This is a genomic window from Streptomyces sp. NPDC006134, from assembly GCF_040628835.1.
Lineage (GTDB): Bacteria > Actinomycetota > Actinomycetes > Streptomycetales > Streptomycetaceae > Streptomyces.
On the sequence record NZ_JBEXTV010000039.1, the window covers coordinates 66,890 to 79,102 of the forward strand.

The following is a 12,213-nucleotide window of genomic DNA, read 5'->3' on the forward strand; positions in this document are numbered from 1 at the left end:
CGCAGGAAGGGCCGGGTCCGTCGGACGGACCCGGCCCTTCCTGTGTGCCCGCGGGGCCCGGGCGGGCTCCGCGTCAGATGAGGGCGCCCGACGCGGAGCCGGACCCGCTCGGGGTCCCGCCGCCGCTCTCCGGCGCGCTCGCCGTGGTGGTCACGGGAGCGCTGGGGGCGGGGCCGCCGGCCGAGTCGGTGGTCGACGGCGGAGGCGGCTCCTCGGAGCTGGGCGGCGGCTCCTGCGAGGTGGGCGGCGGTTCCTCGGAGGTGGGCGGCGGCTCTTCGGAGCTGGGCGGCGGCTCCTCGGAGCTGGGCGGCGGCTCCTCGGACGTGGGCGGCTTGCCGGACGTGGGCGGTTTCCCGGACGTCGGCGGCTTGCCGGAGGGGGACGGGTCGCTGGACGTCGGGTCGTCCGGGTCGCTCGGCTCGCGCGTGCCGCCCGGGTCGTCCGACGGCTCGCCCGAGCCCGTGGGCGTCGGGTCGTCGGAGGTGCCCAGGGTGCCGTCGGGGCCCGGGTCGGTGGGCCGGCCGGCGGCCGGTCCTCCGCCGCCGGATCCCTCGCCCTCGCCGTCGTCCGCCCGGTCGGCGCCCAGGCCGCCGTCGCCGGTGCCCTGGCTGGCGGACGGGTTGACGCCGACCTGGTCGGAGGGGGTGCCGCCCTCGTTGTCGGACGTGGCGCCGAGGGTGACGACCGTGCCGAGCACGGCGACGAGCAGCGCGCCCGCGCCCGCCGCCACGAGGTTGCGCCGGGCGAACCCCTTGATGCCGCCCCGCGCCGCGCGGGACGGGCCGGGGGCGTCGCCGCGGTGGGCCACCAGGGCCGGGCTCTGGGTGGGCGGCCTGAGCGGCGGGAAGGCCGCGGGCACGCCCTTGGGCGGCGACGCCGACTCCTCGTGCCGGGCGTCGGGCACCTCCTCCCCCGCGGTCGGGCCGAAGCCCGCCGCCGCGGCGGCGGCGAGGCCGGCGCCGGGCAGGGGCGTGGTGACGCCCCCGGCTCCGAGGCCGGGTGTGTCGCCGGACCGGTCGGCGACCAGGGCGAGGGCGCGGCGGCCGGCGACCGTGCCGCGCTTGTCGGCGAGCGCGCCGCGCAGGCCGATGGACGCCTCCAGCTCCGCGCGGGCCCGGTCCAGGTGCCCCTCGCACAGCGCGAGGATGCCGAGCTCGTGGTGGAAATAGGCCTGTTCGGTCACGTCGCCGGCGAGCCGGGCGGCCTGGCTGCCGGAGCGCAGGGCCCGCTCCCAGGCGCTCCAGTGCAGTCCCGCGGCGAACGCGGGCGCCGCCGTGCGGGCCAGCGCCACGGCGGGGCTCTCGGCCTCCTCGGCGCCGTCGGCCGGCCGGGTCGTGGCCGGTGCCAGGACCGCCAGGGCGGCCAGGACGGCGTCGGCCTCGGCGCAGACGCGTTCCGGGGTGACCGAGGGGTGTCCGGCCCACCAGGCGTAGTGCCGGGCGGCGGTCAGAGCCCGGTCGGTGACGTCGTCGGCGTAGCCGGCGGCCTCCAGCTGGGTGAGCACCCCGGCGGCGAGCCGGTAGCGGGAGCCGACCGGGGAGATGAGACCGCACTCGGCCAGCTCGCCGAGGGCGGCGTCCGCGTGGGTGTCGCCGACCAGGGCGGGCAGGTGCGCCTGGTGCGGCACCTCGCCGCCGAGCGCGACGGCGAACTCCAGGGCGGCGCGGGCGGAGGCGCTCAGCCGCGAGGCGAGCAGCGGCGCGGGCGCGGCGGCCTCGCCGAGCGACGGCAGGGGGGCGTCGTCGCGCTCGGCGGCGTCACGGGGCCCGGCGTCCGCCGGGCGGGCGTCGGCGAAGACGCCGAACTCGTCGACGGCGTCGGCCCCGGCCCGCAGCCGGTCGCGCCGGCGCAGCAGGGCGCCGGCCTGGACGAAGCGCAGCGGCAGGCCCTCGGACTCGAACCAGAGGTCGCCGGCCCAGTTGGCCTCGTCCTCGGTGAGGACGCGGCCGACGGCGCGCTCCAGCAGTTCCACGCCGTCCGCGCGCTCCAGGCCGGCGAGGAAGACCTCCTCGACGGCGGAGCCGGCGGACGGGGCGGGCACGTCCGGGGTGGCGCCGATCAGGAAGGCGCACTCGGGGGTGGCGTCCAGCAGCTCGTCGAGCGCGGCACCGCCGAACTCGATGTCGTCGAGGACGACGACCGCGCCGATCTCCCGGACGCAGGAGAGCAGTTCGTCGCGCTCGGGGCGGTGCAGGGGCGCGCGGTGGACGGCGTAGAACAGGTCGTAGAGCAGCTCGTCGGCCGTGCGGCGGAAGCCGTTGAGGCGGACGACGCCGTCCGGGGCGAGGTCGGCGCAGTCCTCGGCGACGAGGTCGAGCAGGCTGGTGCGGCCCGCGCCGGCGGGCCCGGTCAGGCGTACGGAACGGCCGCGGGCCAGCAGCCGCACCAGCCGCTCGCGTTCCTCTTCGCGGGCCACCAGCGGCAGCGCGGGCTGCGCCGGTCCCGGCGGGGCGGGCGGTCTGGCGGCGCGGTCGGTCTCGGCCCGTTCGGCCGCGGTGAGCTTCTCGGGGCGCGCGGGCCGTTCCCCGGGCGGGCAGAGCTCGATCTCGCTGCCGTCGACGGGGTTGACGGTGAGCAGGTAGTCGCCGGAGACGAGCTGCACCGTGCGGGCGAGCGCGGGCGCGTGCTGTCCGAAGTCGGAGGTGAGGGATTCCCTGGACGGGCGCGGGCGCGGCGCGCCGCCTCCCCCGGTCTCGAACTCGCTCGACCGGAAGGTGCCTCCGTCGTCGTGGCCGTGGTCCTCGGGTCCCCGGGTGGTCGGGTCCATAGGTTCAAGCCCCCCAAAAGCGTCGTGTGTCCAACAAGCCCCTCCCGGCCTTGTCGCACACCGCGCTGTCGCTTCTGGTCCGGGCCCGCTTGAGGGTTTCGAGGCAGCGGGCAGCCGAACCTTAAACCTTTGCTCAGTATCTCCGACAGTCCGGGTTCCCGTGCCGCCCGAGACGTCACAGTCTCGTGAGAATTGCGTGCGCCGGGTCCTACGCCGGGGGGTGTCCCGGCCTCCCCCGCCCTGGTGACCTCCTGGTGCCCCTTCGGGCACACGGGTCACACCCGGGGCAGGGACTCCACTCCGATGCCGCCCTCGATGGCCAGGATCCGGTGCAGCCGGGTGGCCACCAGCAGGCGCTGCATCTGCGGCGGTACGCCGCGCAGCACCAGCCGCCGGCCGCAGCGGCCGGCCCGCCGGTGGGCCCCCATGATCACGCCGAGTCCGGTGGCGTCCCAGGAGTCCAGTTCTGACAGGTCGAGCACCAGATCGCCGGCTCCGTCGTCGACGGCCGAGTGCAGGACCGTACGGGCGTCCGCCGCGCTGCGGACGTCGAGGCGGCCCCCGACGACCAGCTCGGCGTGGTCGCCCCTGATGTGCATATGCGCTCCCCGTGTGCGTGAGTCGTGAGTGCGGTGCCGTACTCCGTGATGAGTGAAAAACGGTGTGCAACCTCTGACTGCGTTAACCGGTCGGAGGTTGCCATCCGTGAGCGAACCGATACCGAATTCACCCCGGGGTGTGACGTTTTCCGGGGCGATCGCGGTCTCAGTGCGTGTAGAAGCCCTGCCCGCTCTTGCGGCCGATGTCACCGGCGTCCACCATCCGGCGCATCAGCTCGGGGGCGGCGAACTTCTCGTCCTGGGTCTCGGTGTAGATGTTGCTCGTGGCGTGCAGCAGGATGTCCACGCCCGTCAGGTCGGCGGTGGCCAGCGGTCCCATGGCGTGGCCGAAGCCCAGCTTGCAGGCGAGGTCGATGTCCTCGGCGGTGGCGACGCCCGACTCGTAGAGCTTGGCGGCCTCCATGACGAGGGCGCAGATCAGACGGGTCGTCACGAAGCCGGCGACGTCGCGGTTGACGACGATGCAGGTCTTGCCGACGGACTCGGCGAACTCCCGGGCGGTGGCGAGCGTGGCGTCGCTGGTCTTGTGTCCGCGCACCAGCTCGCACAGCTGCATCATCGGCACCGGCGAGAAGAAGTGCGTGCCGACGACCCGCTCGGGGCGCTCCGTGACCGCGGCGATCTTGGTGATCGGGATGGCGGAGGTGTTGGAGGCGAGGATCGCCTCGTCCTTCACCAGCTTGTCGAGCGCGCGGAAGATCTCGTGCTTGACGTCCAGCTTCTCGAAGACGGCCTCGACGACGACGTCCGCGTCGGCGGCGGCGTCGAGGTCGGTGGTCGGGGTGATGCGGGCGAGCGCGGCCTCGGCGTCCCCGGCGGCCAGCCTGCCCTTGGAGACGAACTTGTCGTACGACGCCTTGATCCCGTCGGTGCCGCGGGTGAGCGCCGCGTCGGTGACGTCGCGCAGGACGACGTCCCAGCCCGCCTGCGCGGAGACCTGGGCGATGCCGGACCCCATGAGGCCGGCTCCGATGACGGCGAGCTTCCGTGCCACTGTGCGACTCCCCTGGTACGCGCTGTCCTTGCTTCTCTCGGCCGGACATTAGCGTTCGCGAGGGGCTGTGTGACCGGTTAGTAACGCGCGTCACGTCTCACATGACGGACATCACACCGGGGAGGGTCACTCCGCGCCCCGGACGGCGTAGGTGAGCACCTTTTCGCTCAGCAGCCCCTCCATCTCGTCGAGCAGCACGAGCATCTCGCGGGAGACCTCCGTGGGGGTGCCGCCGGCCAGCATGCGCTGTCCGATGCCGGCCATCACCGTGCTGTGCAGCCAGCTGATCTGACCGGCCATCAGGGCGGGCACCGGGTCGTCCTCGGCGGCGCCGGTCTCCTCCCGCAGGGTCCGTTCGAGGTCGAGGAGCACCTCCTGGCCGATGGCCCACATGCGGGAGCGCAGGGCGGGTGAGTCGTGCACGACCCGCATGAACTTCGCGTACCCGGCCATCAGGCCGAGCCGGGGCGACACCGACTCGACCTCCTCGCGCAGCTCGCGCAGGACGGCCCCGGCGGCCGACTCGCCGTCCCGCCGGCCGCGCACCCAGCGCGAGAGGCGGTCGACGACGCCCTTGGACCGGTCGAGGAAGAGGTCCTCCTTGGCCGGGAAGTAGTTGTAGACGGTGTTGACGGAGACGTTCGCGGCCTCGGCGACCTCGGCGACGGTCACGGCGTCGAAGCCGCGCTCGATGAACAGACCCGTGGCGACATCGGAGATGTACTGCCTGGTCTGCCGCTTCTTCCGTTCCCTGAGTCCCTCGGCCATGTCCGCATCCTAGCTTCGCTGGGCGCGCTGAAAAGTTGGGGCAAGCGAAAACTTGGGGGCGTTGCAACTTTTCAGTGACTCTGCTTTTCTGGGGGCATGGCACTCATCAGTACGGCCGGACTGGCCCGTACCTTCCGGACCAAGCACGGCCCCGTCGAGGCCGTGCGCGGCATCGACCTGACCGTGCGCGAAGGGGAGATCCTCGGCTTCCTCGGCCCCAACGGCGCCGGCAAGACCACCACCCTTCGGATGCTGACGACGCTGCTCCCGCCGACCGGCGGCACGGCCACGGTCGCCGGGTGCGACCTGGCCACCGACCCCGCCGGGGTGCGCCGGGCCTGCGGGTACGTGGCGCAGTCCGGTGGCGTCGACCCGCAGATCACCGTGCGGGAGGAGCTGGTCACCCAGGGCCGCTTCTACCGCCTGCCGAAGGCGGTGGCCGCCGAGCGCGCCGAGGAACTCGCCCGCGACCTGGATCTGACCGGGCTGCTGGACCGCAGGTGCGGCGAGCTGTCCGGCGGGCGGCGCCGGCGGCTGGAGATCGCGATGGCGCTCACCCACCGCCCCAAGGTCCTCTTCCTGGACGAGCCGACCACCGGCCTGGACCCCGGCAGCCGCGCCGGCCTGTGGGAGCTGGTGCGCCGGCTGCGCGACGAGCACGGCACGACGGTGTTCCTGACCACCCACTACCTGGACGAGGCGGACGCGCTCGCGGACCGCCTGGTCATCGTCGACCGGGGTGTGGTGGTCGCCGAGGGCACCCCGGGCGCGCTCAGGCTGGAGCACGGCGGCTCGATCGACGCCACCCTCCAGGACACCTTCCTCGCCATCACCGGACGCGGCCCGGCTCCGGCCGACACCGCCCCCGTCGCCGTATAGGACCCCGCATGCTGCTGCACGACACCGCTCTCGTCTACGGCCGCTATCTGCGCCAGTCGCTGCGCTCGCGTTTCGCGCTGCTCTTCGGCGTGCTGATGCCGCTGCTGTACCTGCTCTTCTTCGGGCCGCTCCTCACCGGCCTGCCACTGGGCGGGCGGGGCAGTTCCTGGCAGGTGCTGGTGCCCGGACTGCTGCTGCAACTCGGCCTGTTCGGGGCCTCGTTCGCCGGATTCATGATCATCCTGGAGAAGGGCCAGGGGGTGGTCGAACGGATGCGCGTCACGCCTGTGAGCCGGCTGGCCCTGCTGCTGGGCCGGGTACTGCGGGAGGCGACGGTGTTCGTCTTCCAGGCGGTGCTGCTGGTCCTGGCCGCCGTGGCGATGGGCCTGCGGGCCCCGCTGCCCGGCGTGCTGATCGGGTTCGCGTTCGTCGCGCTGCTCACCGTCTCGCTGGCGTCGCTGTCGTACGCGCTGGCGATGAAGGTCGCCACCCCGCAGGGGTTCGGGCCGGTGATCAACGCGCTGACCATGCCCGCGATGCTGCTGAGCGGCCTGATGCTGCCGATGACGCTGGGCCCGCGCTGGCTGGACGTGCTGTCCCACTTCATGCCGCTGCGGTACCTGGTGGACGCCATGCGGGACGCCTACGTCGGCCGGTACGCCACCGCGCACATGCTGTACGGCGCCCTGGTCGCCGTCGGCCTGACCGTGCTGTCCGTGGCAGTGGGCACGCGCGTGTTCCGCACCGCCGGGGCGTAACTACGCTGGGCGCATGGTCAATCTGACGCGCATCTACACCCGGACCGGCGACCGGGGCACCACGGCCCTCGGCGACATGAGCCGGGTCCCCAAGACCGACCTCAGGATCGCCGCGTACGCCGACGCCAACGAGGCGAACGCGGTGATCGGCACGGCGATCGCGCTGGGCGGTCTGGAGGAGGAGGTCGTCGAGGTCCTCACCCGCGTGCAGAACGACCTGTTCGACGTGGGCGCGGACCTGTCGACGCCGGTGGTGGAGAACCCGCAGTACCCGCCCCTGCGGGTCGAGCAGTTCTACGTCGACCGGCTGGAGGCGGACTGCGACCGCTTCAACGAGGAGCTGGAGAAGCTGCGCTCCTTCATCCTGCCCGGCGGCACGCCCGGCGCGGCCCTGCTGCACCAGGCGTGCACGGTGGTCCGCCGCGCCGAGCGCTCGACGTGGGCCGCGCTGGAGGTCCACGGCGAGACCATGAACCCCCTGACCGCGACCTACCTCAACCGGCTGTCGGACCTGCTGTTCATCCTGGCCCGGACCGCCAACAAGGACACCGGGGACGTGCTGTGGGTGCCGGGCGGGGAGCGTTAGGACCTCGCGCGCGCCGCCCGGCACAGACCCCACAGGAGCTGCGCGCCGCCGACGCACATCAGCACGATCCCGGCCTTCGTCAGGGTGACGAAGGGGACCTCCACGCCGTCGGCGAACAGCCACAGGGGGAGCCCCACCAGAAAGGTGGTGCTCCCCTCCCACAGGTGCCGCTCCGTCCGGCGGCTCATCGGCCCGCCCCCTCCTTCTCCTTCTCGTACGTGCCCGGCTCCCCGCCGGCCGGGGCCTTCCGCGGCCAGATCGCGTACGACAGCGCGACCAGCCCGTGGATGCCGGCCGCCCGCCAGGCCAGGTACTGCCAGCTCTCCAGCGAGCCGGTGCGGCCGGGGTCGCCGACGTACCACATGGCGGCCTGCAGCAGCCCGGTCGCCACGGCCGCGGCGACCAGCGTGCCCAGCCACACCGCGCCCTCGTGGCGGGCGCGGGCCATGCCGTACCGCGGGGGCCCGGCCGGCTTCGGAGCACCGCCGAGGCGGTGGGCGGCGTGGCCGTCGAGCCACTTCACCGTGCGGTGGCCGTGGCCCACGGTGTAGCCGATGTACAGCGCCGCCAGGCCGTGCTTCCAGCTCGGGTCGGCGCCGTTCTTCAGGTCGAGCGTGGTGACGACCAGCAGGACGACCTCCAGGAGCGGCTCGCACAGCAGCAGGGCGAGGCCCGTGCGCGGCATCCTCAGCAGGTAGCGGAAGGTCACGCCGGCGGCCAGCAGCACCCAGAAGCCGATCTCGCAGGCGATGATCAGGGTGACGATCACGGTGGGCTCCTCTCGGTCACCCCTTCAGGCTCCCGTGGCGGGCGGCCGGATACGTCGTCGCGGGTGACGAACCCGCGGTACATCAAAGGATGCAGTGCGGGACCCTTCCCGGGGATCAGGCGGGCGGGGCCGCCCCCGTGTTGGATGGGTGCATGGCCGTACGACTCCCCCGTCCGCACCGCTTCGACGCCTGTGCCGCGCTCGGCGGGCTGCTCGGCGGACTGCTGCTGTGGGGCATCGGCCTGGGCACCCGGCCGGCCGACGAGCCGATCGTGCTCTTCGACGGCCGCTGGCCGCTCCTCGTGCCCCTCGCGGTGATGGCCGGGTGCGAACTGCTGCGCCGGGCCGCCCCGCGCACCGCCCTGCCGACGGCCACGGCCGCCCTGGTCCTGGACACGCTCACGCAGGGCAGCCTGGTCACCGTCCTGATGTTCACCGACGTGATGTACGCGGCCGTCCTGTACGGCACGCCCGCCGCGGCACGCCGCCTACCGTGGATCACCGGGCTGCTGTCGGTGGCGGCGACGGTGGTGCCGCTGGCCGTGTGGCGGGTGCCGGAGGCGCTGCTGATCGGGGTGGCGGTCGGGATCGTGGCCTTCGCGCCGGCGGCCACCGGCCTGATCGTCCGCAGCCACCGCGAGGCCGCCGAGTCCGCGCGGCTGCGCGCCGAGCAGACCGCGCTGCTGGCCGAGATGGACCGCGTCCAGGCGGTCACCGCGGAACGGGCCCGGATGGCGCGCGAGTTGCACGACATGGTCGCCAACCACCTGTCGGCCATCGCCATCCACTCCACCGCCGCGCTCTCCCTGGACGACCCGGCGACGACCCGCCGGGCCCTGGACGTCATCCGTGAGAACAGCGTCGAGGGGCTGGCGGAGATGCGGCGGCTCATCGGCATCCTGCGGGACGCCGACGGCGACACCGCACCGGCCGCCTCCCCCACCCTCGACGGCCTCGCCGCCCTCGTGGACGGGGCGCGCGCCAACGGGCTGGACGTCATCCTGGAGGCCGCGCACGGCACCGTCCCCGCGCCGGTGGAGCTGGCCGCGTACAGGATCGTGCAGGAATCGCTCACCAACGCGCTCAAGCACGCCGCGCGGGGCCCGGTCAAGGTGTCGCTCACCCGCGGCGACGGCCTGCTGAACGTGACCGTCACCAGCCCGTACGGCGACCGGGACGCCCCCCGCGCCCCCGGCTCCGGCGCCGGGCTGGTCGGGATGCGGGAGCGGGTCGCGCTGCTGCACGGCACGTTCGCGGCCGGGCCCGAGCCGGCGCCGGAGGGCAGGATCTGGGCCGTACGCGCCGCCCTGCCCCTGACGGAAGGAGACCTCGCATGATCCGCGTCCTCGTCGCCGAGGACCAGTCCGCCGTGCGCGCCGGGCTGGTGCTCATCCTGGGCAGCGCGCCCGACATCGAGGTGGTGGGCGAGGCGGCGGACGGCGAGCGGGCGGTGGCGCTCGCCCGCGAGCTGCGGCCCGACCTGGTCCTGATGGACGTGCAGATGCCGCGGCTGGACGGGGTGTCGGCGACCCGGCAGGTGGTCGCCGAGCACCTCGCCGACGTGCTCGTGCTGACCACCTTCGACCTCGACGAGTACGTCTTCGGCGCGCTGCGCGCGGGCGCCGCCGGGTTCCTGCTGAAGAACACCGAGGCGAGGGAGCTGATCGAGGCCGTGCGGACGGTGGCGCGCGGGGAGGGGATCGTCGCCCCGGCCGTCACCCGGCGCCTGATCGCCGAGTTCGCGGCGGGCTCCGCCGCCCGGCGCACGACCGCCGACCCGGCCGTGCTGGAGTCCCTCACCCGGCGCGAGCGCGAGGTGCTGTCGTGCCTGGGCGAGGGGCTGTCCAACGCCGCGATCGCCGAGCGGCTGGACATGGCCGAGGCGACGGTGAAGACGCACGTCAGCCGCCTGCTGGGGAAGCTGGAGCTGCGCAGCCGGGTGCAAGCGGCCGTCCTCGCGCAGGAGTTGGGGGTCTAGTACCCGCCCGGAACAAAGGTCCAGACCTATTGACCGGTGGTCCAGACCTTTCTATTCTCGCGGCACTGCGGGCACCGACTCGGTCATGCCCACGCCATCCCCACACTCCAAGGAGGCGCACGATGCGCTTCAGGCACAGAGCGGCGGCAGGACTCGCCACCCTGGCACTCCCCCTGGCCGGCCTGGTCGGCCTCGCCTCTCCCGCCCAGGCGGCGACCAGCGCCACGGCGACCTACACCAAGGCCTCGGACTGGGGCTCCGGCTTCGAGGGCCGCTGGACGGTGAAGAACACCGGCACCACCACCATCAACGCCTGGACGGTGGAGTGGGACTTCCCCTCCGGCACCAAGGTCACCACCGCCTGGGACGCCACCGTCACCAACTCCGGCAACCACTGGATTGCCAAGAACCTCGGCTGGAACGGCACCCTCGCCCCCGGCGCGTCCGTCACCTTCGGCTTCAACGGCTCCGGCACCGGCTCCCCCACCGGCTGCAAGCTCAACGGCGGAAGCTGCGACGGCACCTCCGTCCCCGGGGACGCGGCCCCCTCCGCGCCCGGCACCCCCACCGCCTCCTCCGTCACCGACACCTCGGTGAAGCTGTCCTGGCCGGCGGCGACCGACGACAAGGGCGTCAAGAACTACGACGTCCTGCGCGACGGCGCCAAGGTCGCCACCGTCACCGGCACCTCCTACACGGACACCGGCCTGAGCGCCGGCACCGACTACTCCTACGCCGTCCAGGCCCGCGACACCGCCGACCAGACCGGCCCGGTCAGCGGCTCGGTCAAGGTCCGCACCACCGGCGGCGGCACCGGCCCCGAGCCGCAGCCCGGCGAGAAGGTCAAGCTCGGCTACTTCACCGAGTGGGGCGTCTACGGCCGCAACTACCACGTCAAGAACCTGGTGACCTCCGGCACGGCACCGAAGATCACCCACATCAACTACGCGTTCGGCAACGTCAAGAACGGCAAGTGCACCGTCGACGACACCTTCGCCGCGTACGAGAAGTCCTACACCGCCGACCAGTCCGTCAGCGGCACCGCCGACACCTGGGACCAGCCGCTGCGCGGCAACTTCAACCAGCTCCGCCAGCTCAAGGCGAAGTACCCGCACATCAAGGTGCTGTACTCCTTCGGCGGCTGGACCTACTCCGGCGGCTTCGGCCAGGCCGCAGCCAACCCCGCCGCCTTCGCCGCCTCCTGCAAGCAGGTCGTCGAGGACCCGCGCTGGGCCGACGTCTTCGACGGCATCGACATCGACTGGGAGTACCCCAACGCCTGCGGCCTGACCTGCGACACCTCGGGCCCCGCGGCCTTCACCAACCTGTCGAAGGCGCTGCGCGCCGAGTTCGGCGAGGACTACCTGGTCACCGCCGCCATCACCGCGGACGCCTCCAGCGGCGGCAAGATCGACGCGGCCGACTACGGCGGCGCCGCGCAGTACCTCGACTGGTACAACGTGATGACGTACGACTACTTCGGCGCCTGGGACAAGACCGGCCCGACCGCCCCGCACTCGCCGCTGACCTCGTACGACGGCATCCCGAACCCCGCGTTCAACTCGGCCGCCGCCATCGCCAAGCTCAAGGCCAAGGGCGTCCCGGCGAGCAAGCTGCTGCTCGGCATCGGCTTCTACGGCCGCGGCTGGACCGGCGTGACCCAGTCCGCGCCCGGCGGCACCGCCACCGGCCCGGCCGCGGGCACCTACGAGGCGGGCATCGAGGACTACAAGGTCCTCAAGACGTCCTGCCCGGCCACCGGCACCGTCGCCGGCACCGCGTACGCACACTGCGGCACCAACTGGTGGTCGTACGACACCCCCGCCACCATCGGCTCCAAGATGGCCTGGGCCAAGAACCAGGGCCTGGGCGGCGCCTTCTTCTGGGAGTTCAGCGGTGACACCGCCAACGGCGAACTGGCGGGCGCCATCGACAGCGGACTGAAGTAAGACCCCCGAGGGACACGGACACGGTCCCCGGACGGCGGGGGGGGGGGCCCCCCGCCCCCGGCGGGGGGGGGGGGGCCCGCGCGCCCCCCCGCCACCCGGGGGCGGGGGGGGGCGCCCCCCCCCCCCGCCCCCCCCCCCCGCCGGC

Annotated in this window: 12 protein-coding genes; 6 read left to right on the forward strand and 6 right to left on the reverse strand. The window is 73.6% G+C overall.

All coding sequences use genetic code 11. From position 1 onward, the window contains the following. Positions 1 to 73 precede the first annotated feature (73 nt). From ABZ340_RS24245 to ABZ340_RS24260, 4 genes are all read right to left on the reverse strand, one after another. Positions 74 to 2,767, reverse strand: a complete 2,694-nt coding sequence (locus tag ABZ340_RS24245; protein WP_358783910.1) for an ATP-binding protein — start codon at positions 2,765 to 2,767, stop codon at positions 74 to 76. 275 nt (positions 2,768 to 3,042) lie between these two features. Further along, the gene (locus ABZ340_RS24250; protein WP_003997851.1) at positions 3,043 to 3,366 is read right to left on the reverse strand and encodes an STAS domain-containing protein; all 324 of its coding nucleotides are present in this window, start codon (positions 3,364 to 3,366) and stop codon (positions 3,043 to 3,045) included. Positions 3,367 to 3,532: 166 nt separating this feature from the next. Continuing rightward, positions 3,533 to 4,381, reverse strand: coding sequence for a 3-hydroxyacyl-CoA dehydrogenase family protein (locus ABZ340_RS24255; RefSeq protein WP_358783911.1), 849 nt, complete (start codon positions 4,379 to 4,381; stop codon positions 3,533 to 3,535). A 126-nt stretch (positions 4,382 to 4,507) separates the two neighbouring features. Continuing rightward, positions 4,508 to 5,149 (reverse strand): TetR/AcrR family transcriptional regulator, encoded by a 642-nt coding sequence (locus tag ABZ340_RS24260; protein ID WP_358783912.1) that lies wholly within the window; start codon positions 5,147 to 5,149, stop codon positions 4,508 to 4,510. 96 nt (positions 5,150 to 5,245) lie between these two features. Between ABZ340_RS24260 and ABZ340_RS24265 the strand changes: the two genes are divergently transcribed. The 3 genes from ABZ340_RS24265 to ABZ340_RS24275 are packed head-to-tail and all read left to right on the forward strand — an operon-like array spanning position 5,246 to position 7,372. Beyond that, positions 5,246 to 6,028: an ATP-binding cassette domain-containing protein gene (locus ABZ340_RS24265; protein WP_358783913.1), complete on the forward strand. Its 783-nt coding sequence runs from the start codon at positions 5,246 to 5,248 to the stop codon at positions 6,026 to 6,028. A gap of 8 nt (positions 6,029 to 6,036) precedes the next feature. Then, entirely contained in the window at positions 6,037 to 6,786 is a 750-nt protein-coding gene (locus ABZ340_RS24270; protein ID WP_358783914.1) for an ABC transporter permease, read from the forward strand. Positions 6,787 to 6,799: 13 nt separating this feature from the next. Then, positions 6,800 to 7,372, forward strand: a complete 573-nt coding sequence (locus ABZ340_RS24275; RefSeq protein ID WP_358783915.1) for a cob(I)yrinic acid a,c-diamide adenosyltransferase — start codon at positions 6,800 to 6,802, stop codon at positions 7,370 to 7,372. Here the strand turns inward: ABZ340_RS24275 and ABZ340_RS24280 are convergent. Continuing rightward, positions 7,369 to 7,560, reverse strand: coding sequence for a DUF5708 family protein (locus ABZ340_RS24280; protein WP_358783916.1), 192 nt, complete (start codon positions 7,558 to 7,560; stop codon positions 7,369 to 7,371). The genes ABZ340_RS24275 and ABZ340_RS24280 overlap by 4 nt on opposite strands. Beyond that, entirely contained in the window at positions 7,557 to 8,141 is a 585-nt protein-coding gene (locus tag ABZ340_RS24285; protein WP_358783917.1) for a hypothetical protein, read from the reverse strand. The genes ABZ340_RS24280 and ABZ340_RS24285 overlap by 4 nt, the downstream gene beginning before the upstream one ends. Before the next feature lie 152 nt (positions 8,142 to 8,293). Here ABZ340_RS24285 and ABZ340_RS24290 point away from each other — a divergent pair, with 152 nt between their 5' ends. The 3 genes from ABZ340_RS24290 (at position 8,294) to ABZ340_RS24300 (ending at position 12,068) form a co-directional block, all read left to right on the forward strand. Then, on the forward strand, positions 8,294 to 9,478 hold the full coding sequence (locus ABZ340_RS24290; protein WP_358783918.1) for a histidine kinase: 1,185 nt from the start codon (positions 8,294 to 8,296) through the stop codon (positions 9,476 to 9,478). Beyond that, a complete protein-coding gene (locus ABZ340_RS24295; protein WP_358783919.1) occupies positions 9,475 to 10,119 on the forward strand; it encodes a response regulator transcription factor in 645 nt (214 codons plus the stop codon). The genes ABZ340_RS24290 and ABZ340_RS24295 overlap by 4 nt, the downstream gene beginning before the upstream one ends. 122 nt (positions 10,120 to 10,241) lie before the next feature. Continuing rightward, complete coding sequence (locus ABZ340_RS24300) at positions 10,242 to 12,068, forward strand: glycoside hydrolase family 18 chitinase (protein ID WP_358783920.1); 1,827 nt, start codon at positions 10,242 to 10,244, stop codon at positions 12,066 to 12,068. Positions 12,069 to 12,213: the final 145 nt, after the last annotated feature.